Here is a 25,329-nt window from a genome sequence, read left to right as displayed (position 1 = left end):
CCCTATAACCGCTGGCACACCACGGACACACGCTGCCCGTCAAAGCCAAAGCCCCAGCGCATGCGGCCAACGCCGGGTCGCGGCACGCGGATATCATCGATGCCGTTGCGCTCTATGTCGAGCAGCGCCTGAACCGCCAACAGTTCCAGGCCCAGGGCATCGACGCCAGGGTCGTACATCATGTTGATCGAAATGAGCGGTCGCTCATCGAGCATGCCGAGCGTGTCGGCCACGTCAAACACCCGACCGGTGGGAATCACCTGGATATCCCAGCGATCCGAGACGCCACTTCGCTTGGAGCTGGGATTGCAATAGCCGGGCAGCCCAAAGCAGAGCCCCTGCAGCGCCAGATGATAGGCTGTCGGCATATCTGATTGGCCCACATCGATGCCTAGATCGCCGATAGCACAGCTCAAAGCCTGCTTTACAGCGTCCTCGTCTCCTCGACATAGCCCGTCATGGAACGAGTCGATAACTCCAACGTCCTCAACGGCGCACTCAAACCATTCCAGAATTACAAGACGGAGCGCCTGACCCACTTCGCTGTTAGGCAGACGCAAGGAGCGAAGGCACGCGCCGTCCTCCGAATGCCCTGTCATGTCCGTCGCAAGGAATCCAGACAGATACAGCGCAGTCCAGATATCTTCGGGCTCGGCGGCATCGGCCTCCTCGGCATGCACATGCACCGGCGCCTCGATAAACCCATGTGGCTCAAGCAAATCGAACAATGCGGACAAGTGTATGAGGTTCCAGTCACCGATGCATGCGCTCAGACTGTCGGCATAACCATACAGATCCGCCCGAACAGGCGCGACGCAACCGCGATGCGCGTAGTCCACCACACGCTCCGGGATCGAGCAATAAAAACCACCAAACAGATAGCCCTCGAGCCACTCACGCGCGTCATCCAGACAGTCGTTGCGACCGATGCGATCCAACAGCACTTGGACTTCGTCGTCCGAAAAACCGAACCATCGATCACACCAACTCGACAACGGTGTCGCCGACCGATAGGAAACCCCACGCTGGGACAACGCAAACTCGGCAGGACCGGGGCGTTCGCCCATCAGACACGTCAATCGCAACGAGTCGCCGGCGTCGGCAATGGTGTCGAACAACATTCGGCTGAGCGACTCTAGGGAATCCACGCTACCATCGTCCTTAGCGTCCAAACGCTTTGGACATACCGCGTCGTAGTCGTCTATCAGGAAAACAACCTGCTCATCGAAAGCTGTCCGGAGCAGCTTAATAAGCACGCCGAGCGCCGCATCGATCTCCTTATCGCTGGCCACTCCACGCGCCGTCCTCTCGATAAGACGAACCTCACGTCTTGACAGATCAGGCGCGACAAGCAGCGGCAGCAATCGGGCGCACTCGCGCACGACAGCGCCGCGAATAGCTGCCGCAGCACCAGCGCCATGCCTCGAAGCGGCAGCTGTAAAGTCGAGCATAATGACCGGATAACACGCGTACTCATCACGATAGCGACCGCCGCCCGCCTGCCAAATCTGGGTGCAGATGAACGGGCTTCGATCCAACAGCCGGTGATCAGGTCGTTCTAAATAGCACTTGAGCATCGATAGATTCATGCTCTTGCCAAAACCCTTGGGCCGACAGCAAAGCGCAACAGGTGCTTCGCTGTCCAATATATCGGCAATAAACATAGTCTTATCGACGAGTAAACACCGATTGATTGCATCGGAAAAGTTGTGTACATCAACCGGTAGAGCTGCGTTATCCGCATGATTGAGCAACCGTGCACCAAACGCATGAACAACACCATAATTCGCCTGTTCAGACACCGTAAACTCTCCCTCTAACACAGCACGATGCCCATTGTAACGAGCGGGTAGAGCGCAACAATATCGACATGCAAACGTTTCGGGCAACGGTAGCAACAGTCCCCCGAGGGGGCATAACAAATCGTTGCACAACAAAAACGAGGTCCGATGCCGCCGCACCGGACCCCGTCCCAAACTCTTATAGAAAACGATTTGGAAGATTACTCCTCAGAGCCGTCCTCCCCAGAATTCTTCTGCTGATCGAGCTTATGCTTACCACTTACGATAGACGTAGCGCCCAGTGTGGCCAAGCTTGCACTGGCAAGGCTCGCCATCACGATCAAGTCGCCCGTCTTGGGCATATTGCCGCCAGATGACTTGGTCGTTGTAGTCGTCGTGGTAGTAGCGGTCACCGTCTTGGAGTCATTTTGCTCCTGGACCTGGTTGTCGGCACCGCTCTCGCCGTCTCCGGACTGTTTCTTTTCGCCCCCGGTCTTGCTCTTGTCCTTCTCCTCAGATTCAGACTTCTTATCCTCGTCCTTCTTCTGTTCGGACTTGTCGCTCTGCTCCTCAGAGCTAGAACCCTTATCAGATTCGGTCTTCTCGGAAGCCTCGTCCTTGGAGTCGCCCTTTGCGGCCTCGGTCTTTTCCATGGAAACCTGATCAGAGTTGTCCTTGTTCTGGGTCGAGCCGTTATTGACACCAGCCATCAGCGAAGAGCCCAGCGTAGAACCAAGCTGCACGGAGAAAGAAGGCTTCTTGTCCGGCGAAGCAACGGGAGTGTCCGGCGCCTTATTCGAGTCGTCCTTGGAAGCATCGGAATCAGGGGTTGCGGCAGAGCCAGAGCCGTTGTTAGAGCCGGTGTCAGCGGACGAATCACTCGAGCCGGTGGATGAGTCAGAGGTGTCAGCGTCGGTCGAACCAGAAGCGTCGCTGTCCGTATTGCCGGCAGAGCTTGAAGACGAATCGCCCGCAGCAGAGCCGTTCGAATCGGAGCCGTTCGAGGTAGAGCCGTCGTCGGTAGTACCACCAGCAGAACCATCACCGTCAGTATCGGTCGAGGGCGCGTCCATCCTGTCATCGTTGGCATCGTCACTCGAGTCGTCATTCGAATCAGGTGTCGGCGAGGGCGCCGGCGTAGGCTCGGGCCGCACGGGCGTCGCAGCGGCAGCCTCGTCCTCAGCGATATAAACCAAGCAGTCCTTCAGCTCATTCTTATAACGATTCTTCCAGCCCTCATGATACTGGGGCTGACTCGAATACTTGGTGGCGACATTGTTGACCACGCTGTTGGAAAGCGCCGTCACAAACTCGCGATCGGTCATACTGTTAGAAAGGTTTGCCCAGCGGAAGAAGTCCCTGCAACCACCGGTGCCGCACATGTTGGTGATACTCCACACCATGCCCTTAACGCAATCGGCGCGGCCCGAAACATCAATGCCCAAGCCGCTCTTGAGCCACGCCTCGGTCACCGCATAGTACGAGTTGTACGCATAGGCATCTTGAAGTGCTGAGAACTCAACAGGATCGGTGTTGTACGCACCTTGGAAGGCATCTTGCGCGATATGGCCCAGCTCGGTGAGCTGGCCGTTCTCGTACATGGCATTGCTCGCGTTGGAAATCTCGCTGCCGCGATCAATCGCATCCTTGAGCATGCTGTATTTTTCGGGGCTGTAGTTGTAGACCTGCTTCATAAACGGAATGAGAGACCACCGACGGTCGAACTGGTAATAGCCCAGCGCGTTGTAGCCGTCACCATACGAAAAGCCCTGGTTATAGTTGCCGTGGCTCTCGTACTTGGTAAAGTACTTCATCTCGGCGGTCACGTTGACAAACGAAACGCCCTGAACCGACCTCAGCACGCCCGAGAAGGACTGCTGGGTGTAAAGGCCCTTATCGATATCGGTGGCATCCGAGGCAACGCCCGGCGTGGGCTCCTCGGCAGCGGCGGGTGCCGGCGCGGAAACGGCGCCAAACGAAAGCGCCAGCGTCAGGCCCGCGACAATAGCAGAATGCTTAGGCTGCATAAGATCCTCCCTGCATTGGTGTAGTTAAAGTGCGGTTTGCAAAGATAGAGTTAAGTATTGCAGCTCACCCGTTGTTGCACAACAACCCCTCGGTAAACGGCAACAACCCTCCGCAAAATCTTAAGGAATTGCGTACAACCTACAGCTTAATGTCGAAGTTAATTTCTGGAACGGCAGCCAAGTCGGCCAACGTTACGCCGTCGACGTACTTTTCGATCACGTCGTCCAGACCGCGCCAGAACTTGACGGTCGAGCACAAATCGCTGCGGGTGCAGCTGTTGTCGATACCGTCGCACGCCACGGGCGCCGTGCTGCCCTCGACAGCGCGCAGGATGTCGCCAGCACGCACCTCGGCCGGGTCCTTGGCCATCATGTAGCCACCGCCTTTGCCGCGCACACTCTTAAGCAGACCAGCCTTCATAAGCGGACGAACCAGCTGTTCCAGATACTTCTGCGAAATGCGCTCGCGGTCGGCGACCTCGCGCAGAGCAATCTTGCCCTCGGCGTCACCGAGCGCCGCGATATAGATCATCAGCCGGAGGGCATAGCGGCCCTTGGAAGAAATGAGCATACCTACCCTCCCATCGCATCTGGGACAACATAACCAGGTTTGTTTGTCCCAAATCTTAAGTAAGTGGGACAAACACAACAGGTTATTTTGTCCCAGAATTTGAAAAGTCGAGTGGATTAGTCGGGTTTTCCCTTGACTAACTCCGAACCCATAGTAACTTTATTCCGAGAAGATTCCTAGGGTTTAGTACACCTATGAGTACACCATACACAGAGAGGTACAGCATGAGCGCAAATCCGCTGCTTTCTATCGAGGGTCTGACCGCCTCCGTGGACGAGAAGACGATCCTCCACAACGTCAACCTCAACGTCGCCGCCGGCGAGACCCACGTGCTGATGGGCCCCAACGGCGCCGGCAAGTCCACCCTCGGCCACCTGGTCATGGGCGACCCCGTCTACACGGTCAACGACGGCCGTATCGTCTTTGACGGCCAGGACATAACCGAGCTCACCACCGACAAGCGCTCGCGCGCCGGCCTGTTCCTGAGCTTCCAGGCCCCGGTCGAGATCCCTGGCGTGCCGCTGTCGAGCTTCCTGCGCGCCAGCATCGCCGGCCGCCCCGGCCTAGAGATGAAGGGCAAGGAGTTCCGCCGCCGCGTGAAGGAGCTCGCGGCCGAGCTCAACATGGATACCGCCTATCTCAACCGCGAGCTGGGCGTGGGCTTCTCGGGCGGCGAGAAGAAGAAGGTCGAGATGCTCCAGCTCCTGCTGCTGCAGCCCAAGCTCGCCATCCTGGACGAGACCGACTCGGGCCTGGACGTCGACGCCCTGTCCACCGTCAGCCACGGCATGGACGCCTACCGCAAGAGCTGTGACGGCTCCATGCTCATCATCACGCACAACACGCGCATCCTGGAGCACCTGGATGTCGACCGCGTCCACGTTATGGTCAAGGGCCACATCGTACGCGAGGACGACGCCTCGCTCATCCCCTGGATCGACAAGAACGGCTTTGAAACCTTCGAGCGCGAGGCCGCCGAGCAGCGCGCCCAGGCCGAGGCCGCCGCTGCCGAGCAGCAGGCGTAAAGGGGCGACGCAATGACCAAGAACCGCACCGAGGTCGCGGACATCGACCGCAGCCTCTACGACTTCACCTACGGCGAGGAGGGATTCGAGCGCCTCGACGCCGGCATCACGCCCGACATCGTGCGCGAGATCAGCGCCAAGAAGGACGAGCCGCAGTGGATGCTCGACCTGCGCTTAAAGTCCCTCGAGATTTTCAATCGTTTTCCCGACCCGACGTGGGGCCCCTCCATCGAGGGCCTGGACATGGACAACATCGTCACCTACGTCAAGCCCAACACCGACCAAAAGCACGACTGGGAGTCGGTGCCCGACGACATCAAGAACACCTTTGAGCGCCTGGGCATCCCCGAGGCCGAGCGCAGCTACCTGGCAGGCGTCGGCGCGCAGTACGACTCCGAACTCGTCTACCACAACATGCAGGACACCGCGTCCAAGATGGGCATCGTCTACTCCGGCATCGAGGAGGCCCTGCACGATCCGCAATGGGAGCCGCTCATCCACGAGAAGTTTATGACGCTCATCCCGCCCACCGACCACAAGTTTGCGGCCCTGCACGGCGCCGTGTGGTCGGGCGGCTCGTTTGTCTACGTGCCCAAGGGCACCAAGCTCGACTTTCCGCTGCAGAGCTACTTCCGCCTCAACGCCAAGGGCGCCGGCCAGTTTGAGCACACGCTCATCATCGTCGAGGACGACGCCGACCTACACTTTATCGAGGGTTGCTCCGCGCCCAAGTACAACGTGGCCAACCTCCACGCCGGCGCCGTCGAGCTCTTTGTGGGCAAGCGTGCGCACCTGCGCTACTCGACCATCGAGAACTGGTCCAAGAATATGTACAACCTCAACACCAAGCGTGCGCGCGTGGACGAGGACGGCGACATCGAGTGGATCAGCGGCTCTTTCGGCAGCCACGTGGGCTACCTCTACCCCATGAGCGTGCTCAACGGCCGCCGCGCCCGCTCGAGCTTTACCGGCATCACCTTTGCCGGCGCCGGGCAGAACCTCGACACCGGCTGCAAGGTCGTGCTCAACGCCCCCGAGACCTCGGCGACCGTCGAGACCAAGGGCATCTCCAAGAGCGGCGGCATCCAGACGTTCCGCAGCTCCATCGTGGCCACACCCAAGGCCGAGGGTTCCAAGGCAACCGTGAGCTGCCAGTCGCTGATGCTCGACGACCAAAGCCGCTCCGACACCATCCCCGCCATGGACATCCGCGCCAAGAACGTCGACATCGGCCACGAGGCCACTATCGGCCGTATCGGCGACGATAAGGTGTTCTACCTGATGAGCCGCGGCATCTCGGAGGAAGAGGCCCGCACCATGATCGTCAACGGCTTTGCCAACCCGGTCTCCAAGGAGCTGCCGCTTGAGTATGCCGTCGAGATGAACAACCTGATCAAGCTCGAGATGGAAGGAGCGATCGGATAATGAAACAGGAAACCAACACCGCTGCTACCACGCTCGAGCAGGTAAACGCGATGCCCGCAGCAACCTGGGGCTGGTTGAAGATGAACCAGACCAAGCTCGAGCTCTCTGACGAGCTTGCCGCCGCTCCCACCGAGGCCGTTGAGGTAGAGGGCTTGGACGAGCAGTTTGCTGGCGTGGCAGACGCGTTCGACGCCGCCATGGACGCCATGGCCGAGCGCTTCCCCGAGCGCCGCGCCTCCGCCCCGGGTGATGCCGCCGACCGCGCCCGCATCACGCCCGAGACCGAGCTCGACGTGCCCGCCACCTCCGTCTACCAGGCCGGTGCCATTAAGCTGGAGGAGGAGCTCTCCCCCGCTGAGGCCTTCGAGACTGGCATGGGCGAGGCTGCCTACACCTACCTGGCGGACCACGCCACCAAGCGCGTCGTCATCGATGTGCCCGCATACAAGCACGCCACGGTTACCGTGCGCGTGAGCGGTGTCGATGCAGCCGCGGCCATCGCCGCCATCGACGTCGTCGCCCGTCCCCAGTCGACGCTCGACCTGCAGATCGCCCTGGACTCCCCCGTTGCCGGCGAGGGCGTCGTGGGTTCTGTGCTACGCGTGTGCGCCCACGAGTACGCCACCGTCAACGTGGCCTGCACGCAGACGCTCGACGATAGCTGGATCGCGCTCGACGACACCGGCCTGTTCCTGGACGAGGGCGCGCGCGTCAACGTGCAGCACACCGTTCTGGGTGCTGGCGCCAGCGCCACCGGCCTTGCCGGCGACCTGCTGGGCGATACCGCCAAGGTCACCATCGATACCGATTACCTGGGCGCCCGCGATCAGGTGCGCGACTTTAACTACGAGCTGCGCCACCGCGGTCGCAAGACCGAGTGCGAGATCGACGCCAACGGCGTGCTGACCGGCACGTCCAAGAAGGTCTACCGCGGCACCATCGACCTCGTGCACGGCTGCAAGGGTGCAACCGGCGCCGAGCGCGAAACGGTGCTTTTGGCCAACAAGGGCGTCGACAACAAGACCGTTCCCGTCATCCTCTGCGACGAGGACGACGTCGCCGGCAACCACGGCGCCACCATCGGCCATGTCCGCGACGAGCAGTTGTTCTACCTCGCCTGCCGCGGCCTCGACCAAAACGCCGCCGAGGACCTGTTCATCCGCGCCAAGCTGGAGGACGCCGCGCTTTCCGCCACCGACGAGCGCACCCGCGCCGCCGTCGTCCGCCTGGGCAACAACCTGATCGACAACTTTGAGGAGGAGCTCGCATGATCGACACCGAGCACGTTAAATGCGACACCTGTACTGCCCCCGAGCCCATGGAGCTCGACGCCAGCGACGAGGCTTCGCGCGGCTGGCCCACTGTGGACATCGAGACCAACCCCTACAAGGGCCAGTTCCCGCTGTTCCAGCAGCACCCCGAGATCGCCTTCCTCGATAGCGCCGCCACCGCGCAGCGCCCTGCCTGTGTGCTCGACGCCGAACGCGACTTCTATCAGCGCATGAACGCCAACCCCCTGCGCGGCCTGTACTCGCTCTCCGTCGAGGCCACCGACGCCATCGCAAAGGTGCGCCAGCAGATCGCCGACCTCATCGGCGCCGCTCAGGCCAACGAGGTCGTCTTCACCCGCAACACGAGCGAGTCGCTCAACCTGGTCGCCAAGAGCTTTGCGCCCACGGTCCTCGAACCGGGCGACGAGGTTGTCATCACTATCATGGAGCACCACTCCAACCTGATTCCGTGGCAGCAGGTCTGCCGCGAGACCGGCTCCAAGCTCGTCTACCTCTACCCCACCAAGACCGGCCAGCTCACCACCGAGGAGGTTCTTGCCAAGGTGGGTCCCAAGACCAAGATCCTGGCCGTGGGTCAGGTCTCTAACGTGCTGGGCGTCGAGAACCCGGTCAAGAACCTCGGCAAGCTCGTGCACAAGTACGGCGGCTATCTGGTTGTCGACGGCGCGCAGTCGCTGCCGCACATGCCGGTCGATGTGGCCGACCTGGGCGCCGATTTCTTTGCCTTTAGCGCGCACAAGGCCATGGGCCCCATGGGCATCGGCGTGCTGTGGGGCAAGATGGACCTGCTCAACGCCATGCCGCCCATGCTCACCGGCGGCGAGATGATCGATTCGGTCACCGAGCAGGACGCCGTCTGGGCGCCCGTCCCCGAGAAGTTCGAGGCAGGTACGCAGGACGCCGCCGGCATCTTTGCCACAGGCGCCGCCCTCGACTACCTGGTCAACACCGTGGGTTACGAGAACATCCAGGCTCGCGAGCAGGCACTCGTCCACTATCTGATGGGCGAACTCATGCAGCTCGACTTTGTCCAGATTATCGGCTCCATCTATTGGGACAACCACCACGGCGTCGTGAGCTTTAACGTCCGCGGCATTCACCCGCACGATGTCGCGAGCATCATGGACATGGACGGCGTCTGCATCCGCGCCGGCCACCACTGCGCGCAGCCGCTGCTCACCTGGCTGGGCGTCGAGAACCTTGCCTGCTGCCGCGCCAGCGTGGCCTTCTACAACGACAAGGCCGACATCGACAAGTTCATCGCCGGCCTTCATCACGTTTGGAGCACGTTCAATGGGTAATCTGTACACCTCCACCACGTTTATGGAGCACAACTCGCACCCCGACTACAAGTACGAGATGGACGCCCCCACGCACGAGCACGACGGCATCAACCCCAGCTGCGGCGACGAGCTCACCTTGCAGCTGCGCGTCGAGAACGACGTGATCGAGGAGGCCTCGTTTACCGGTCACGGATGCGCCATCAGTCAGGCCAGCGCCGACATCATGGCCGACCTCATCACCGGCGAGACCGTTGAGGAAGCTCGCCGCCTGGCAGAGCTCTTCCTCGCCATGATTCGCGGCGAGCAGCTCTCCGAGGAGGACCTGGAAGACTTGGACGAGGCCACCCAGCTCCAGGACATCTCGCACATGCCTGCCCGCGTCAAATGCGCCGAGCTCGCGTGGCGCACCCTCGACGGCATGCTCACGGGACAAAATAATCAGTAGTATTTGTCCCAAATCTTAAGAATTATGTTGGCCGGATCGCTTGACAAGAGCGGTTCGGCCATTATCTATTCCGAGCCCTCAGCCTGAGCCTTCACCCGAGCATAAGCGCGCACGATACGAGAGACGGTACTCTTGCTGATTCCCGTATAGCGTTCAATCTCGCGCACCGTGTAGCCGCCATCGTGCAGGACGAAAATGATTCCGTCTCGACGCGACGGTGCTACGGTCTTGAGTTCGTTGAGCGGCACGCCCAGGCGCTTCGCCATCTTGTCGGCAAACGCACGCCGCTCCCACTCCGTCTCATCTATATCGTGAATCACCGGATCGGAACCATCGGGCGTCGACAGAGAATAATCAAGAAACCCCTTGGCAGACTCAAAGAGCTCGAGCACACAAGAAGGGTCGGAAAATCCTCTCGTCATATCGTTGTCATACGCTCGCAGATACTCGGCAAAGCTGCTCCACGGATAGCGCTCGATCAGGGCGATACCCGCCTCCTGCGGATTAGCATGAACATAGCGAATCGCGGCCATTAGATGACGGTCGGTATCGAGCGAGCGCCGGTCAAAACGGTTCTGGAACAGATGGCCCGTTCGCCCCGTGCGTTTATTGAACCGCCGCGCGTACGTCAAAAGCAGCCGGTGCATCGCCGCGCTCATCGCGTCCTCGTAATCTGCAAGCACAAGATGCACGTGATTGCCCATAAGGCACCAGGCGATAACCGTCACGCCCGCCTCGCGGCAGCAGTCGCGCATCAGTTCCAAAAACTCCCACCGGTCTTCGTCGCCCTCAAAGATGAGCTGCTTGCCCGTACCGCGGGCACAGACATGGTAAAAGCCGGTAACCGTTCTCCACACGCGCTGCATGGCGCTCCCTTCGCCGGGATCTGCTTGCCATCCAATACAACACGATTGAAGCGTGCCATCAAAACATCCACGCAAAACAATACACTCGCGCGGCCAAAGGCAGTAAATAGGCGGCGAACGGCACCGTTGCAACAGGTCAGCCCCCGCAACGCATACAAGAGCTGACCAAAAGCTTGCCCAAGACGAACCCCCTCTACGGAAGTTCGCGACCATAGAACATAGAGTTAAACCGTTTCAATTAAAACTTCCGGACTTCTCGCTACGAAAACTGAGCCGTTCGCCGAATATTCCGTGCATTTCGCGGTATTATAGGGGCTGCATGTCATGTCCATTTCGAAGGGTCGCCCGGCAATCGCCAGCCACGACCCCCAGACGGGACGCCAACACGATAGAGAGGAGAGGCATGCAGTACTCACAGGAAGTGGAGAACATGTGCCCCGTTGCCAAGGGTGCATACCACGGCCCCGCACCCATCCCCGAGGAGGGCAAGTGGGTCCAGGCTAAGGAGATTTCCGACATCTCCGGTCTTACGCACGGTGTGGGTTGGTGCGCACCTCAGCAGGGCGCTTGCAAGCTCACGCTGAACGTCAAGGACGGCATCATCGAGGAGGCCCTCGTTGAGACCATCGGCTGCTCGGGCATGACCCACTCTGCCGCCATGGCTTCCGAGATCCTTCCCGGTAAGACCATCCTCGAGGCCCTCAACACCGACCTCGTCTGCGACGCCATCAACGTTGCTATGCGCGAGATCTTCCTGCAGATCGTTTACGGCCGCAGCCAGACCGCGTTCTCCGAGGGCGGCCTGCCCGTGGGCGCCTCCCTCGACGACCTCGGCAAGGGCCTTCGCTCTCAGGTCGGCACCATGTTCGGCACCAAGGCCAAGGGCGCTCGTTACCTCGAGCTCGCTCAGGGCTACGTCACCCGCATGGCTCTCAACGACAAGAACGAGATCATCGCATTCGAGTTCCTGAACCTCGGCAAGTTCACCGACGCCGTCAAGGCCGGCAAGACCCCCGAGGAGGCCATCGCTGGCGCTATGGGCCACTATGGTCAGTGGGAAAACGCTGCCAAGTACATCGACCCGCGCACCGACGAGGAGACTCACTCCGTCGCCAGTGTGTTCCCGGTTCACGAGTAGAAAGGGAGGGAAATAACTATGACTGTTACGTTCGAAGGTTACGAGCGCCGCGCTGACAAGATCAACAAGTGCCTCGCCGACAACGGCATCGCCTCCCTCGAGGAAGCTCTGCAGATCTGCACCGACAAGGGCTTCAACCCGCGTGAGATCGTCAACAACACCCAGTCCATCGCCTTCCAGAACGCCGAGTGGGCCTACACCCTCGGTTGCGCTCTCGCTGTCAAGCGTGGCGCCAAGTCCGCTTCTGAGGCTGCCGCCATCATCGGCGAGGGCATCCAGGCCTTCACCGTTCCCGGCTCCGTCGCCGAGGACCGTAAGGTCGGTCTGGGCCACGGCAACCTGGGCGCTATGCTGCTCTCCGACGACACCGAGTGCTTCGCCTTCCTGGCTGGCCACGAGTCCTTCGCTGCCGCTGAGGGCGCCATCGGCCTGGCTCTGAACGCCAACAAGGCTCGTAAGAAGCCGCTGCGCGTTATCCTGAACGGTCTGGGCAAGGACGCCGCCCAGATCATCGCCCGCATCAACGGCTTCACCTATGTGAAGACCCAGTTCGACTACTACACGGGCGAGCTCAAGGTCGTCGAGACCATCCCCTACTCCGATGGTCCCCGCGCTGCCGTTAACTGCTACGGCTCCGACGACGTCCGTGAGGGCGTTGCCATCATGTGGCACGAGAACGTCGATATCTCGATCACCGGTAACTCCACCAACCCCACGCGCTTCCAGCACCCCGTCGCTGGCACCTACAAGAAGGAGCGCATCGAGGCTGGCAAGAAGTACTTCTCCGTCGCTTCTGGTGGCGGCACTGGCCGTACCCTGCACCCGGACAACATGGGCGCCGGCCCTGCCTCTTACGGCATGACCGACACCATGGGCCGTATGCACTCCGACGCCCAGTTCGCCGGTTCTTCCTCCGTGCCTGCGCACGTTGACATGATGGGTCTCATCGGCATGGGCAATAACCCCATGGTCGGTGCCACCGTCGCCTGCGCTGTCGCCGTCGAGGAGGCCCTCAAGGCCTAATCGCGCCCGCGCGATGCTCATATAGTTGAGCTTTAGAGCCGCTACCCACCCGGGTAGCGGCTCTTTTTTCTTCCAGAGGGGTAGCTAATTTGGGACGGGGCTATTTTAGCTACCCCGTCGCAAGACCATCTACTACCGATATATCAGCTGGAGGGGAATATGAGTTGCAGCGAGACGGAACCATCACGCGCCCATGACGCCCACCTGCCATATTTGCCCTTTACCGATTTGCCGAGTCTTTGCGGCCCCATTGCCGATCACCCATGCGACAATGCGCCGGACGAGAAAGGAATCCGATGGAATCGACTGATGTACTGGTAATTGGATCTGGCATTGCGGGCCTTTGTGCCGCTATCGAAGCGGCGAGCGCGGGCGCGACCGTTGCCGTCGCAAGCGCCGGCAAGACCATGAGCGGATCGAGCTTCTTCCCGGGCACCTGGGGCCTTGGTCTTATTGGCCCCGTCGACGAAGACGACGAACAGGACCTCATCAACTCCATCCAGACCGTTGGTGGCGGCGTCGCCGACCCTACGCTCGTCCAGACGTTCGTCCACGGCATTCCCCAGGCAATTGAATGGCTCGAGCAAGACCTAGGCGTTGAGCTCCAGCGTCCGCAAAGCGCTGAGAGCGCTCAGCAAAAGCAGTTTATCCCCTGCTTTGACCACAAGACGCGCATGTGGCGCGGCCTCACCCGCAAGCCCCTTGAGGACGCGTGTACGGCCCGGATCGAGTCGCTCGGCATTCGCCTGCTCCCCCGCTATGAGCTTATCGACCTTGTTGAGGACACAGCCGGGAAGATTACCGGCGCCGTACTCTACGACCGCGCAAGCGAGCATCTCGTGCCTATCGCAGCCAAGGCCATTATCATCGCTGCGGGCGGCACGGGCGGCCTATTCGAACGCAGCCTCACTTCCGCCGACGTGCTCAGCTCATCACAGGGAATCGCGCTGGCGCACGGTGCGTCCCTTACTAATATAGAGTTCATGCAGATGATGCCCGGCTTCATTGAACCTAAGCGCAACCTTGTCTTTAACGAGAAGACCTGGCGTTACGTACATGTAGACCAGCCGGTCGATATTGCCGACGGCAAGCTGGACGGTCTGCTTGAGCAGCGCTCCGGATATGGCCCTTTCACCTCGCGCTTAGCCTCCCGCGCCATCGACCTCGTCATAGATCAGGCAGGTGCAGAGGGCTTGGCGCTCCACTACGACTTCCCCCGCGAGGACGTCCCCGAGTTTGTACAGACCTTTGCCACCTGGCTACAAGACGAGCACGGTATCGCGCCGAGCGACGAGATGCGCGTGGCGATGTATGCCCACGCCGCCAACGGCGGCATCAGGATCGACAAAACCGCGTACACGGGCGTTGAGGGCCTCTACGCCTGTGGCGAGGCAACAGGCGGCATGCACGGCGCCGATCGCATTGGTGGCCTGTCAAGCGCCAACGGCATCGTGTTTGGGCGGATCGCGGGCGCATCGGCAGCCCAAGCAGCACAGAATGCACTTGAGGAGGCCCCTAAGGCGGATATCGCCCTCCCCCAGTACGGCATTGCCACAACAGACGCCGAACACCTGACACGCAGCCTTAAGCACACGATGAGTACCTATTGCATGATCAACCGCACCGAGACGGGCCTCTCCACAGCACTGCAGGAGATTGAGAGCCTGGAGACGGAAGCAATGACTCTGAGCATGCGAAACGCTCATGACAGCCAAGTCGCAGCCCTTGCCCGCCTAGAATCGCAGATTCAGCTAGCAAAAGAAATAGTCAAAGCCATACGCAACCGAACCGAAAGTCTCGGTTCCCATTATCGAGCGGACTAAGTCGAACACCCATCTAAAACAGAGCACAGCTAATCGATATCTATAGACCCCGTGAGCTCAAAGTGTCACGGGGCCCATTCGTGTCCGCACGGCAGCATATCCTTATTCTGAATACGGAGCGGCTAAGCCCCGCATAGACAATAGACCAGCGAGGAGGAGATATGGATGGTAGAGATATCGAGAAGTGGCGTGTCGAACTTGATAGCTACGCCAATGTGGAAAACGGCGTTGAGTATTGGCTCGCACGCGATTTAATGGAACCCCTCGAATACGCCCAATGGCGCAATTTTGAAACTGCAATTAAGAGGGCAATGGCATCGTGTGAAGTCAATGAAATGCCTGTTGCTTCCTATTTTGTTGAAACCAGCAAAATAGTACCTACAGGAATAGGACAAAAAGCAGTCAAAGACTATAAGTTAACGCGCTACGCATGCTATTTAATCGCCCAAAACGGAGACCCAAACAAGCCGGAAGTCGCGCTCGCACAGGCGTACTTCGACATGCAGACGCGCCGGTTTTACCGATCCCCAGGGTAGACTCGATCTGTGAAAGGGGCTGTGTCCTTTCGGGTTCGACCCCGTGCGAGGTTAATAGAAAAGACGGCCAACCGAAGTTGAGCGTCTTAACGTACTTTGGTGGGCCGTCAGGGGGTCAGCCTGCTGCGCAGGCGGCCGCTGCGGCGCTTTGCGCCTTGCGCGCTGCGCTGGTAAATGCTCATGCATTTCCTCAGCTTCGCGCCCCGACGGGCTCGACCCCATGCGAGGTTAATAAAAAAGACGGCCAACTTTCGTTGACCGTCTTAACTTACTTTGGGTGGGCCGTCAGGGGGTCGAACCCTGGACCTTGGGATTAAGAGTCTTGAACGTGACGTTTTGACGCGTGCCGCATCTGCAAAGACGCAGGTACCGATGTTCTCTCTAGCTCCGTATGCACTGAAACTGCATTGGAGAACGGTTATTAACGGATATATGGCTATGCATAAACCCCTTCCCGGCAACACCGGGAAGGGGTTTATGCTGTCTATGATTGGTTAACGCTCACGATGCAGAATGCGACGGTCGTGACAACGCCGCCGAACAATGCCCCGAAGACGAACGCCAGCGCGATCATCGACGCGTTCCGTTCGAGACGTAACATTGCAGGCGATCGAGAGCATGGCCATAGATGCCAGCGTAGTCATCTCCACCGTACGTAGTGCCGTCATCGCAGACCTCATCATGGTAATCAGGGTGAGCGACATCCTGGCTGCGGTAGTAGACCTGCTTATACTCACCGGATGTTGTGATGTAGTACATCTTCACACCGTCGATTGTCTGCCCCCACAAGCCCGCCATACCATTGACGGAATCACCGTAATTGGCGGTCTGGACGTAATCGAGCCAGCCGCTCTCCTTGGTGTGGACACGGTACATGAGGGTGCCAGAATCCACCCAGGCGATGAGCATGTCGTGCGATCCATAGGGTACGCCGGCGAAGCCCTCGCTGGTGCTGTCGTCGAAGTTGGTCACGACTTCGTTCCAGCCGCCGCCGCGATTGTGCAACGCATAGTGGATGTTGACGGACGCGCCGGTAGACTTGGGGAACTTGGTGCGGCTGGCGGACGTCGCCGGGGCGTACGTGCCGCCGTTGCCGTTGGTCGGTGCGATGGGCGCGACATAACCGCTGCCCAAATAAGATGCGACCGCCTGTTTGAACTCCCACCACGACTTGCCGTAGGCCTGGAAATACCCATTCGGGTCGGTATGGTCAGATCCACCCCAGCGCTGAGCCGCCTCGTAGTGGGAAAGCAGGCGCGACGTGTCCCAGCCGTGCGCTCGAAGCTCGTCACCGGTCCATTTCACAGCCTCGGCCCACTGGTTTGCAAAATCTGTCGCGTTGGTGGCGTGTGCTAGCTCGATGCCGATCGTGTACGGGTTTCCGTAACCGACGTGCCAGCACAATCGATTCTCCGCGACCGTGTTGTACACTACGCTGCCGTCGAGCTCCATAACATGATGCACAGCATAGGTGTCATTGCCGCTCCAGTAGCTCACGTGGTTGCGGGCGCTGGCGCCCGGGTTAGCGGTCTCGTGAATTACAAGATAACTCGCATTGAGCCATCCATGTCCATTGCTGACGTAGCTATCAACATTCTGGTAAGCCTCGGCTCCGCACGGGGCGGCGAGAGCCGCGACGAGCGCGAGGACGACGGCGAATGCGCTACGGAGCGGCAGCTTGCGCTTGGGCTCGGCGTTAGTCTCCGTCATGCTCGCCTCCCACCTTGAGTCGCGCGGCGTCCACGGCCTGCTCGGCCGCGGCGTAGATGGCAGCGCTCGCGACCCCGCAAACGGTGCCGATGGCCACGACCGCCTGGTTGTCAGTCGCAAGTCCGGCAACGCTCGCCGCGACGGACCCGAGGAATGCCGCAGTGCACAGCCAGAACTTTCTGCTGGTCAGCTTGCGAACGATCTCGTCTTTGGTCATTTATTCCTCCCTTGATCCAATACGGGCTGCCTCATCGCGTCCTCATAGAGACGCGTACCGGTGCCGTTACCACCTAGCCCGTGGTAGGCGGCATACACACTCTCGAGATGCCGGCGCTCCTCGACGGTCAATCCGCCCTGTGCCATCGCGCGCTCGTGGATGCGCTGTAGCTCGGCCCACAGAAGCGCCCGCATCCCTGCCTTAAGCGCCTCGCTGGCCTCGCGCTCGTGCTCTGCCCGCTCCGACGCCTTTCGGCCCTGGGCCTTGACGGTCGCGACGCCCGCCGCGACCAGTGACGACACCAGACACGAAACGGCGGCAGTCACGACGATCTGCGCCAGTGATGCCACGCTTACCCTCCTTTCTTCCGCTATTTGCCGCTGATTTCAGGGCTACGAGCCTTGTCGAATCCCCTGAAAATCCCAGACGCTTCGGCACGGCGTACCATGCAATGCGTCTGGGATTTTTAGGAGATTGGATGATCGAAATGCTGTTCAAAGATGCCGCCGCCGAGTACATGGCCGACAAGCGAAAGCGCTTGCGCGCCACCACCCTCGAGGGTTACGAGAGCGCGATACGCTGCCACCTCATCTCCCAATGGGGCGATCGCGAGATAGATTCGATTACTTTCGAGCAGGTCCAGGAATGGATCGATGAGTTCGACCATGCAGGCGCGGCGGAAAAGGCGTACAAAACGTTCCGCCAGATCTACCGCTGGATACTGAGGCGTCATCAGCTCAGGATTTGGGATGTGACCCAGGGTGTGGAGCTGCCGCAGAAACCAACCGCGCGCCGCCCTACGTTGACGGCCGAACAGGAGCGAACGACCCTTAAGGCGATCGTCGGGCAGCCTTTCGAGCCGGCGGTGCTCTTGGGCGCCACGCTCGGCCTGCGGCGCTGCGAGGCGTGTGCCGTCCGCATCGAGGATATCGATTGGAGGAGCGGCTGGGTTCACGTCCGGCGCGGGCTGCATGTCGTAAAGGGCGAGGTCATCGAGACCGGGTGCAAAACCAAGCTGTCAGACAGGCGACTCAAGCTGCCGCGCTTTGCCCTCGAGAGACTCCGCGCCATCAGGGGCGCGCGCAGGTCCGGCAGGCTTTGCCAGCTGGATCCGAACACCGTGGCCAGGAGGTTCGCCTCATATTGCAAACGGCACGAACTCCCCCACGTCCCCATGACGTGCCTGAGGCACAGCTGGGCAACGATATCGCTGGAGAGCGGCGCGGCGATCGAAGATATCGCCGTCGCCCTAGGCCACACGACCGTCAATACAGCGATGTCGCACTACTTGCAGTCATTCCGAACAGTAGTAGCCCGAGCCAGCGACATGTACGCAACAGCCATGGAACGGTGATTCCGTATCCCTGGAATGGTGGGGCACGTCAGTATCTTTCAATCTTGAGACGGCAAAGACGTTCGCAATCGTAGCGATCGGAGCTGTTGATACTCCGCTGAAAGGCCCATTCATGGTTTGGTTCAGTTCGGCAAAACCAAGCAGTACGGCTCTACCGGACGGTGTGACTGTCTCCAATGACGGCAGAAATGTCACCGTGTCTTACCGCAGCGAAGTGACATTCGTAGTGCAGAAATACGTCTGCTAGTTTTCCGTATGCCAGAAGAAAACTATCTGGTACTGTGACAAGGCTTCTGTCGATATGGCCGACAAGTCCGTAGTAGTCTGCCTATGCTCCGTAGGCGCGGAAACGCCAACCCAGATGTTCTTCATCTGGCGTTCAAGCAGCAACGTCATTTCAACCTCGCAGTTGCCTGATGGCATGACGTGCACTGTTTCCGACATGACCGTTGACTTTACGTACACCGCGCAACAGACGTGGGTGTTCTTGACGGTATAGTTTTCCGTATCCCCATTTTCGGGAAACATCATTACCTCAGTCATTTCAAGTGTCGACAACGATAACGTGATGCAGATTAGGTTCACCGCAAGCGATGGGAAAATGTACGGTTTCTCAGTACTCAGCGACGGCATTCAGCTTTGGAACTTCACCGATTCCATAATCGTCTGGAAAATCGCCAAGTAGCATTCCGTATCCCGGAAGACGAGGATGGGAGCCGGTCTTGTGGACGCGGTGGCGAACGCCAATCCATCGTCCTCGATGCCTGTGCAGCTTGAGGTCGAATCTTCGATGGGGAGATATATCCTCATCGCTTCGACCGCATCCATCGGCCTATATTCGTCCGACGAGAATAAGTTCGTGTGGCGCATCAACGTACTAACCGTCTCAAGCGACCCCTCGATGCCAAACGGCGAGCTCAACTGAGTTCAGGGTCTGCCTGGTCGGACGATGCGTTCATCGGCGTCAGCGTCACTTTTGCAACATACTTTCCTCCACGCATGATGAATAGCTCATTATCCGACCAGCACAACCCTCGTCTGTCCGCATCATCTTCGCCTTTCCCGATGACGAACCAAGCCCTGGCAGAATAACTCGCCTCCTGTATATTCCCGAGCCTTTGGGATACGGAAAACTATTTCAGGTTTGTAATCAAAAACTTGACGACATACGTATACCAACCATCGCCTTGCACGGTAATCGTATCGCCGCTAAGTGAGACGTTGCCGTGCAGTGACTGCACATATGGATTTCCCTCTAAGACACGAATCATCGCATCGGAAAACGCCGCCGTTTCGGAAAACATGGACGCGCCGATTATGTAGTAAAGTCCATCGTCCCACCCAGATACGGTAAACGTGGCGTTGCTTGATTCATCGGCTTTTGCAATGAATTCCCTCTGGCATACGGAAAACTATGTCTGGTCGCAGGAAAACTTTTTCCATTTGATCCATGAACTTCCCCAAGTAAAACGAACGTAAAAGGTTTCCCCGTTTGACGGAACGTATATTTGATAACCGATTCCATTGTTGACGATCGCTGAGAAGAGAAAACCGTAGCCGTAAGCACCATCGGGCGCGTGCACGTCACTCGGTATGGTGTTTCCGTAATTCACTATCGCTACTTGCGTTTTTATGTTGTCCCAATCTACGTCAGCTGTTCCGATGTATCCACCGAACGTCAGGGGCGCACGGGATACGGAATCCCCGAGGGTCTTGATGCTGTCCGCGGCATCGGAGATTCCCTGCTCGATGTGGTTGAGTCGCGCGGCGGTGATCGCCGTGACGCCGTCCTGCCAAAGCGTCTTGGCGTAGCTGAAGATACCTGCCATGTTCTTTCCTCTCTAAGCGATTCTGTGGTCGTCGAAAAGCGTCCATGCGCCGGGGATGTCGACCACGGTCCTGTTTCCCGGGACGGTCTGCTCGCCGGGGAAGATCGCGTTGCCCGTCTTGCCGGCGTCCCATCGCGCAAGCGCGTCGACCGACTTCTTCGACTCGTTGACCTTCACCCAGAGCATCCCGTCGACGCGCTTCGCGCGCTCGGGCTCCGCCTGCTGGATGTAGTACGGCTTCGCCGCCGCTGCGGCGGCGTTGGCGCGCGCGGCGGCCTCGTCGGCGGCGGCCTTGGACTGGCGCGCCTGGTCGGTCGCCGATTTCGCGAGCGCCGTCTGCTCGTCGCACGCCTTCTTTGATGCCGAGAAGCCCGACTGCCTCTGCGCCTCTTTCGCGGCGCGCGTCTCCTCGGCATCCTCGCGCGCCTTCTCGTTGGCCTCGATGGCGGCCTTGGCGGCGTTCGCGGACTCGGCGGCCGCATGGGCGGCGATTCGGCTCGCCTCGAGCTCGGCCTCGTTCTCATAGCGGAAGGTGTAGTCGGCGGACGTTCCGTCGTCCCCGGTGACGGTGAGGCCGTCGATATAGCCGCCGTCGGCCACCTTGATCTCGTACGTCGCGTCCCCCGTGCTGTCAGACATTGGCGGGAGCTCCTTTCTCGATAACGTTCCTATGCGAGTACCCCGATCGCCGTCCACACGGGCGGCGACCCGATGAGGACGACCCTCTGCCCGACCTTGGCGGCCGCACATGACGTCGTCATGTGGACCCCCTCGGCCACGCCGCCGCGAACGAGCACCGAGAGCGTGCCGCCCGACACCGCCGTGACGTAGCCGTAGGCGATCTGGGCCGTGGGCCTGTCCGGCGGCGAGATGGACTCAAGCAGGTCGGAAGCCATGCTCATGCGGCGCTCCTCTCGAACTTGCGGGCCTCGATATTCATCGGGCACCCATCCTTGAAACTAATCGCCTGCGTCCTGATGCAGGCATGGTCGACATCGAGGCCCGCCGCCGGCAGTCGAAGGTTACCTGCGTCGTAGACCGACACCTGGTCGTATATGCAGGTGCAGTTCACCCTCTGGATGACGGACCTGCTGTCGTTGAGCAGGGTCGCGGCCTTTGCGTCCGCCGCCTCCTGGATGGCGTCCTGCGGCCAGGGCGTCGCCACGGCACCCTCCTCGACCTTGTCGGCGACCACCACGGCCTCGCCACCCGCCTCGAGGTACACGTAGCCCGCCGAGACGTCGCTGTAGTTGTCCGCGGGAGTCTCGGTGGCGACGAGTCGCTGCCACTCGCCCGTGAGCGTCGCGTAGTGCAGGGGCGGGCCGGCCGACAGGGACGGCACCCACCAAGCCTGCAGGCTCACGCGGGCGCCCTTCGTTCCCTTGATCCACAGGCTCTGTGTGACCGGTACGCCCTCTTTGAGCGACCCGACCCTGTCCTGGCAGAAGCCGATGCGCCCGCCGTCGCTCGCGACCTTGAGGCCGAAGAAAACGGCAGTCTGCGGGGAGTCCGGCACGTACACGGTGGAGATGGAGCCGTGACTGTCGCTCTGCCGGTAGGTCCCGCTCTCCTTGGTCCCCGAGCCGACCTGCATCCCCGCGGCGCCAGAGAGGATGTTGGAATCCTCCGTGACACTCGTGGGCAGGTCGGACAGGTCGTAGCGGGCGGTCTCGCGGCGCCCCGTGCTCACGGTGGAGTACAGGCTGTCCGGGTCGTCATCGACCGCCGTGCCGCGCACCGAGATGTCCTGGGACGAGTAGTCGACGTGGATGACGTTGGCCACGCCGAAGGTGTCGTGCTCGCGGTCGAGCTTGAGCGTCATGCGGCAGTCGGGGCCCTCGACGTAGTCGAAGGAGATCGGCCTCTGGTCCGGCTCCACATAGCGGCGGAACAGCACGCGGCCGTACGGGTCGGTGTGCGCCGCGAGGAAGCCGGCGGCCTCGAGCAGGCGGTTGACGGCGGCCAGCTTGGAGTCCGTGCGGTCATCGTCGGACGATGTCGTCGAGATGCCGAGCACCCACGTCGACGTGAGCGCGGCGTCGCTCTCGTCCGCGACGACTTCGAGGCCGCAGCCCTCGGCGATCTTTTTGGCGGCGTCGACCATGTTGGTTCCGGCGGGGATGACGTACGGTCCGTCGAAGTCGTCCTGGGCGAGCGCCCTGAGTCTGCCGTAGATATCGGCGCTGCCGGTGGTGACGGCGCCGTCGGCGCTCACCTTCGGCGTCGAGACGTAGAAGGTCCCCAGCGCCTCGGTGCGGCTCTCGCCCGTCCAAGGGGACGAGGCCTCGAGGTACACGCGCAGGAGGTCGGTCCCCATGTCGAGAGTTCCGACGTAGTCGACGCTCCCCTGCTCGAAGATCGCGGTGTCCTGGTTGCGTTCCACGCTTCCGCCGGTTATGTTGGCGAGCTCGGTGCCCTCCAGCCCCGTCGCGAGGTCGACCCGCACGAAGCGGTACTCGGCCGAGAAGGGCTCGAGCCAGAAGCTGTCCCTAGGCATTGGGCTCCCTCCAGACCTCGCGCTTGGTCGCGAGGCTCACCTTGTACCAGTCTGGAGACGACCGCGTGATGGTCGGCGTCAGCTGCACGAAGGCGCGGTCGCCGTCGTGTGTGCGCGCCCAGCAGTGGGAATAGTCGCGGAGCAGCTCCGCTACGCGTCCGATCTCGCCCGCAGGCACGGCGAAATCCCAGCTCTCCGAGACATCCAGCTTGTTGGACGAGAAGCCCATCGGCAGCCCGCCCGCGGAGCCGAAGAAGTGGAACTGGGTGACCCCGTGGTCGTACCCGCGCGAGTATCCCGGCGGCCCGCCCGCCCCGACGGTGCCGGCGACGACCGAGGTCGCGCCCGCGTCGAAGTTGAAGGCGTAGCCGCGGCAGCGGCACGATGTCACGACCTCGGTCGTGGATACCGTGCCGCTCGCGGCGTGCCCGACAGCGATGTAGGTGAACGGCATGTTGAGCGGCGGCAGCCGGTCGATGACGCTCTGCCCCTGCTTGAGGCCCGTCGCGAGCGTCCTGCGCGAGCCGTCCGGCAGGACGCGCATGAGGTCGAAGGACTGGCACGGCGGAAGGCTGTGAAGCAGGAGCTTCGTCCCCTTGACCGAGGCTCCCCCGTTGAGCCTGATGGTTCCGCGTCCCGTTCTCGACATGGGTCCGCGGAGCTTGTGGCCGCTGACCGCGTACTCCGAGACGCCGTCGCGCACGGTGACGGTCGCGGCGTAGTCGTCCGAGTAGTCGATCCCGACGATCGGGGTGGCGGGGACGAGCCAGTCGGTCGATACGGTCCTGGTGAAGCTCGCCGAGAGTCCCGAGCCGCCGCGGACGGTCAGCTCGAGGGTATATGTCGTCTTGTTGCTCAACCCCGTCTGCACGGAGTGCGAGCGCGCGGACGCGCCCACGTTGACGTCCAGCACCGTGCCCGACGGGGACGTCATCTTGAGGCGCTGGGACGCGACCCCGGTCTCGTCGGCGACATCCCACGCGATGGGCAGAGGGAGCTCGACGACCGTGTCGCCGTCCTGCGCCGGCGCGGTGAAGAAGGCCTGCGGCGGGTCAGCCACCGTGAACGACGCATACGAGCTCCACGCGCCCCATGACGGGTCGACGCCCTTCGTGCGAATGCGCAGGCGGTAGGAGCCCTTCGCGGGCAGGCTCAGCGACGTCGTCGACGCGGCGCCGGCGATGTCATGCGGGACGGTCTTGCCGTCCGGACCGACCAACTCTATCTGCGCCGCGATCTGGGCCGTCCCGTCGGGGTGGTTTCGCGTCCAGGAGACGCGCGCCGTGGACCCTGTCGGGTAGGCGGGTTCGACCCCGGAGACGGACGGCGCGTACGGCGGGCAGATCGTAGCCACGGCGTTGGACGCCGTCCACGCCGAGCAGATGGTGTCTCCGGCGCCCGCCACGGGCTTGTCGCGGTAGGTGCAGACCTCGTATACGACCCTCTCTCCGGCCACGGCGGCCGGGTCGGTCATGGACCAGACGCCCGGCTCCTGCTTGTCGGCGGCGAGGCTGCGGGAGATGTAGGTCTTCCCGCCGTCCGAGGTCGCGCGGACCTTGAAGCCGCTTATCCACCACGGGATGTCGGGGCCCCGCACGACCAGCGAGACCTCGCCGTCGCCGGATCGCGCGAGCGAGACGGATGCCGGGGGCGCGGGGGTCTTGAAGATTCGGACCTTGTTCGACATTTCGGAGGTGCCGCCGCGCCAGCGCGCCCTGACGTCGTAGTCGTAGAAGTGGTTGGCGCTCGTCGTCATGTCGCGCCAGTTGGAGATCGTCGCCTGGTTATAGGGGTTCTCGGTCGGCCCGTCATCCGTATGGCGGTAGACGTTGATGCCGTCGTAGTACTTGCGCGCGCCGTCGTCCGGGTGGTTGACCCACTCGAGGGCTGTCGTCCCATCGGTCGACTCCGTGACGATGAGGTCGGTCGGCGCGTCTGGCTTGTAGGCGGGGACCTTGGGGATACCGGCGTTCTCACCGCACGAGGTAGTCGCAGTGACTCCGCCGTACCCGTTGACAGTCTCGCTGGACGTCCAGGCGGAGCACCAGACGCTGTAGTCGTCATCATTACGCGCGGCGTCTGTGTAGCCGCTCAGTTTGACCGCCTGCTTGTAGTTCTGGACCGTCACGCCCGCGCCGCTGGCGCGCTCCACGCCGCCCACCGACACATGGAGGCGGACGCCCCACATGTTCCACGGGCCGAAGTCGACTGAGGCGCTCCAGTGGATGCGCGCGGTCGAGTCGCTGATGTTCTCGACCCAGGTCGAAAGGGAGACCCCGTAGTACTTTACGCCGTTTCGCTTTGTCTCTGCGTAAGCCATGCCCTACCCCCTCCTTGACCTGGACGAGCGCTTGACCTCGGCGACGAACTCCTTGAGGGCGCGGGCGATGCGCTCGTCGACCTCGAGGAGGGAGCCGTCGATGCTGATGTAGTAGGTGTCTCCTCGCTCGACGATGCCGAGCCCGGCGGGGGCGGCCGCGCCGAGCG

The 25,329-nt window shown here is 61.1% G+C and carries 25 protein-coding genes; 11 read left to right on the top strand and 14 right to left on the bottom strand.

Annotation, left to right across the window (positions count from 1 at the left end):
- Positions 1 to 2: 2 nt before the first annotated feature.
- From DW732_RS02955 to DW732_RS02945, 3 genes are all read right to left on the bottom strand, one after another.
- Entirely contained in the window at positions 3 to 1,802 is a 1,800-nt protein-coding gene (locus tag DW732_RS02955; protein WP_158567332.1) for an AAA family ATPase, read from the bottom strand.
- Between the two features lie 200 nt (positions 1,803 to 2,002).
- Entirely contained in the window at positions 2,003 to 3,808 is a 1,806-nt protein-coding gene (locus DW732_RS02950) for a hypothetical protein (protein ID WP_118098659.1), read from the bottom strand.
- A gap of 139 nt (positions 3,809 to 3,947) precedes the next feature.
- Positions 3,948 to 4,379: an Rrf2 family transcriptional regulator gene (locus tag DW732_RS02945; protein ID WP_117735619.1), complete on the bottom strand. Its 432-nt coding sequence runs from the start codon at positions 4,377 to 4,379 to the stop codon at positions 3,948 to 3,950.
- Between the two features lie 224 nt (positions 4,380 to 4,603).
- Here DW732_RS02945 and sufC point away from each other — a divergent pair, with 224 nt between their 5' ends.
- The 5 genes from sufC to sufU are packed head-to-tail and all read left to right on the top strand — an operon-like array spanning position 4,604 to position 9,849.
- The gene (gene sufC / locus DW732_RS02940; protein ID WP_006235561.1) at positions 4,604 to 5,404 is read left to right on the top strand and encodes a Fe-S cluster assembly ATPase SufC; all 801 of its coding nucleotides are present in this window, start codon (positions 4,604 to 4,606) and stop codon (positions 5,402 to 5,404) included.
- A gap of 12 nt (positions 5,405 to 5,416) precedes the next feature.
- Positions 5,417 to 6,829 (top strand): Fe-S cluster assembly protein SufB, encoded by a 1,413-nt coding sequence (sufB, locus tag DW732_RS02935; protein ID WP_022094821.1) that lies wholly within the window; start codon positions 5,417 to 5,419, stop codon positions 6,827 to 6,829.
- Positions 6,829 to 8,100 carry a SufD family Fe-S cluster assembly protein gene (locus DW732_RS02930; protein WP_118098657.1) on the top strand — a complete coding sequence of 424 codons (1,272 nt, stop codon included), beginning with the start codon at positions 6,829 to 6,831 and terminating at the stop codon, positions 8,098 to 8,100. Before sufB ends, DW732_RS02930 begins: the two co-directional genes overlap by 1 nt.
- Positions 8,097 to 9,422 carry an aminotransferase class V-fold PLP-dependent enzyme gene (locus DW732_RS02925; RefSeq protein WP_199569723.1) on the top strand — a complete coding sequence of 442 codons (1,326 nt, stop codon included), beginning with the start codon at positions 8,097 to 8,099 and terminating at the stop codon, positions 9,420 to 9,422. The genes DW732_RS02930 and DW732_RS02925 overlap by 4 nt, the downstream gene beginning before the upstream one ends.
- The gene (sufU, locus tag DW732_RS02920; protein ID WP_118098656.1) at positions 9,415 to 9,849 is read left to right on the top strand and encodes a Fe-S cluster assembly sulfur transfer protein SufU; all 435 of its coding nucleotides are present in this window, start codon (positions 9,415 to 9,417) and stop codon (positions 9,847 to 9,849) included. Before DW732_RS02925 ends, sufU begins: the two co-directional genes overlap by 8 nt.
- A 65-nt stretch (positions 9,850 to 9,914) precedes the next feature.
- Here the strand turns inward: sufU and DW732_RS02915 are convergent, their stop codons facing one another.
- Positions 9,915 to 10,715, bottom strand: a complete 801-nt coding sequence (locus tag DW732_RS02915; RefSeq protein WP_158567331.1) for a transposase — start codon at positions 10,713 to 10,715, stop codon at positions 9,915 to 9,917.
- 403 nt (positions 10,716 to 11,118) lie between these two features.
- Between DW732_RS02915 and DW732_RS02910 the strand changes: the two genes are divergently transcribed.
- The 4 genes from DW732_RS02910 (at position 11,119) to DW732_RS02895 (ending at position 15,235) form a co-directional block, all read left to right on the top strand.
- Complete coding sequence (locus DW732_RS02910) at positions 11,119 to 11,853, top strand: iron-sulfur cluster assembly scaffold protein (RefSeq protein ID WP_006235554.1); 735 nt, start codon at positions 11,119 to 11,121, stop codon at positions 11,851 to 11,853.
- Between the two features lie 18 nt (positions 11,854 to 11,871).
- Complete coding sequence (locus DW732_RS02905; RefSeq protein ID WP_117640944.1) at positions 11,872 to 12,876, top strand: GGGtGRT protein; 1,005 nt, start codon at positions 11,872 to 11,874, stop codon at positions 12,874 to 12,876.
- 296 nt (positions 12,877 to 13,172) lie between these two features.
- A complete protein-coding gene (locus DW732_RS02900; protein WP_118098652.1) occupies positions 13,173 to 14,699 on the top strand; it encodes an FAD-dependent oxidoreductase in 1,527 nt (508 codons plus the stop codon).
- Between the two features lie 161 nt (positions 14,700 to 14,860).
- Positions 14,861 to 15,235: a BRO family protein gene (locus DW732_RS02895; protein WP_199569722.1), complete on the top strand. Its 375-nt coding sequence runs from the start codon at positions 14,861 to 14,863 to the stop codon at positions 15,233 to 15,235.
- A 570-nt stretch (positions 15,236 to 15,805) separates the two neighbouring features.
- Here DW732_RS02895 and DW732_RS02890 read toward each other — a convergent pair.
- From DW732_RS02890 to DW732_RS02880, 3 genes are read right to left on the bottom strand one after another with little or no spacing between them, the layout of a single operon-like run.
- Positions 15,806 to 16,945, bottom strand: coding sequence for an N-acetylmuramoyl-L-alanine amidase family protein (locus DW732_RS02890; protein WP_118098650.1), 1,140 nt, complete (start codon positions 16,943 to 16,945; stop codon positions 15,806 to 15,808).
- Positions 16,932 to 17,162 (bottom strand): hypothetical protein, encoded by a 231-nt coding sequence (locus DW732_RS02885; RefSeq protein WP_118098649.1) that lies wholly within the window; start codon positions 17,160 to 17,162, stop codon positions 16,932 to 16,934. The genes DW732_RS02890 and DW732_RS02885 overlap by 14 nt, the downstream gene beginning before the upstream one ends.
- Positions 17,159 to 17,512 (bottom strand): hypothetical protein, encoded by a 354-nt coding sequence (locus DW732_RS02880; protein ID WP_118098647.1) that lies wholly within the window; start codon positions 17,510 to 17,512, stop codon positions 17,159 to 17,161. The genes DW732_RS02885 and DW732_RS02880 overlap by 4 nt, the downstream gene beginning before the upstream one ends.
- A 128-nt stretch (positions 17,513 to 17,640) precedes the next feature.
- On the opposite strand from DW732_RS02880, the gene DW732_RS02875 reads away from it, so the two are divergent.
- Complete coding sequence (locus DW732_RS02875) at positions 17,641 to 18,516, top strand: site-specific integrase (RefSeq protein WP_158567330.1); 876 nt, start codon at positions 17,641 to 17,643, stop codon at positions 18,514 to 18,516.
- A 243-nt stretch (positions 18,517 to 18,759) separates the two neighbouring features.
- Here the strand turns inward: DW732_RS02875 and DW732_RS09850 are convergent, their stop codons facing one another.
- Complete coding sequence (locus tag DW732_RS09850; RefSeq protein ID WP_158567329.1) at positions 18,760 to 19,047, bottom strand: hypothetical protein; 288 nt, start codon at positions 19,045 to 19,047, stop codon at positions 18,760 to 18,762.
- 229 nt (positions 19,048 to 19,276) lie between these two features.
- Between DW732_RS09850 and DW732_RS09775 the strand changes: the two genes are divergently transcribed.
- On the top strand, positions 19,277 to 19,441 hold the full coding sequence (locus tag DW732_RS09775; protein WP_158567328.1) for a hypothetical protein: 165 nt from the start codon (positions 19,277 to 19,279) through the stop codon (positions 19,439 to 19,441).
- Positions 19,442 to 19,649: 208 nt separating this feature from the next.
- Here DW732_RS09775 and DW732_RS09845 read toward each other — a convergent pair whose 3' ends face one another.
- From DW732_RS09845 to DW732_RS02840, 6 genes are all read right to left on the bottom strand, one after another.
- A complete protein-coding gene (locus DW732_RS09845) occupies positions 19,650 to 19,820 on the bottom strand; it encodes a hypothetical protein (RefSeq protein ID WP_158567327.1) in 171 nt (56 codons plus the stop codon).
- A gap of 108 nt (positions 19,821 to 19,928) precedes the next feature.
- Positions 19,929 to 20,345 (bottom strand): pyocin knob domain-containing protein, encoded by a 417-nt coding sequence (locus DW732_RS02860; protein WP_118098640.1) that lies wholly within the window; start codon positions 20,343 to 20,345, stop codon positions 19,929 to 19,931.
- 12 nt (positions 20,346 to 20,357) lie between these two features.
- The gene (locus DW732_RS02855; RefSeq protein ID WP_118098638.1) at positions 20,358 to 20,984 is read right to left on the bottom strand and encodes a hypothetical protein; all 627 of its coding nucleotides are present in this window, start codon (positions 20,982 to 20,984) and stop codon (positions 20,358 to 20,360) included.
- A gap of 29 nt (positions 20,985 to 21,013) precedes the next feature.
- A complete protein-coding gene (locus tag DW732_RS02850) occupies positions 21,014 to 21,247 on the bottom strand; it encodes a hypothetical protein (RefSeq protein WP_118098636.1) in 234 nt (77 codons plus the stop codon).
- Complete coding sequence (locus DW732_RS02845; protein WP_118098634.1) at positions 21,244 to 22,842, bottom strand: hypothetical protein; 1,599 nt, start codon at positions 22,840 to 22,842, stop codon at positions 21,244 to 21,246. Before DW732_RS02845 ends, DW732_RS02850 begins: the two co-directional genes overlap by 4 nt.
- Positions 22,835 to 25,162, bottom strand: a complete 2,328-nt coding sequence (locus tag DW732_RS02840) for a fibronectin type III domain-containing protein (RefSeq protein ID WP_118098632.1) — start codon at positions 25,160 to 25,162, stop codon at positions 22,835 to 22,837. Before DW732_RS02840 ends, DW732_RS02845 begins: the two co-directional genes overlap by 8 nt.
- Positions 25,163 to 25,329: the final 167 nt, after the last annotated feature.

Source organism: Collinsella sp. AM28-11LB (assembly GCF_003469895.1).
In the GTDB taxonomy this organism is placed as follows: Bacteria; Actinomycetota; Coriobacteriia; order Coriobacteriales; family Coriobacteriaceae; genus Collinsella.
Note: the sequence above shows the minus strand (reverse complement) of the source record. Positions and strands in the feature narration are given on the sequence as shown.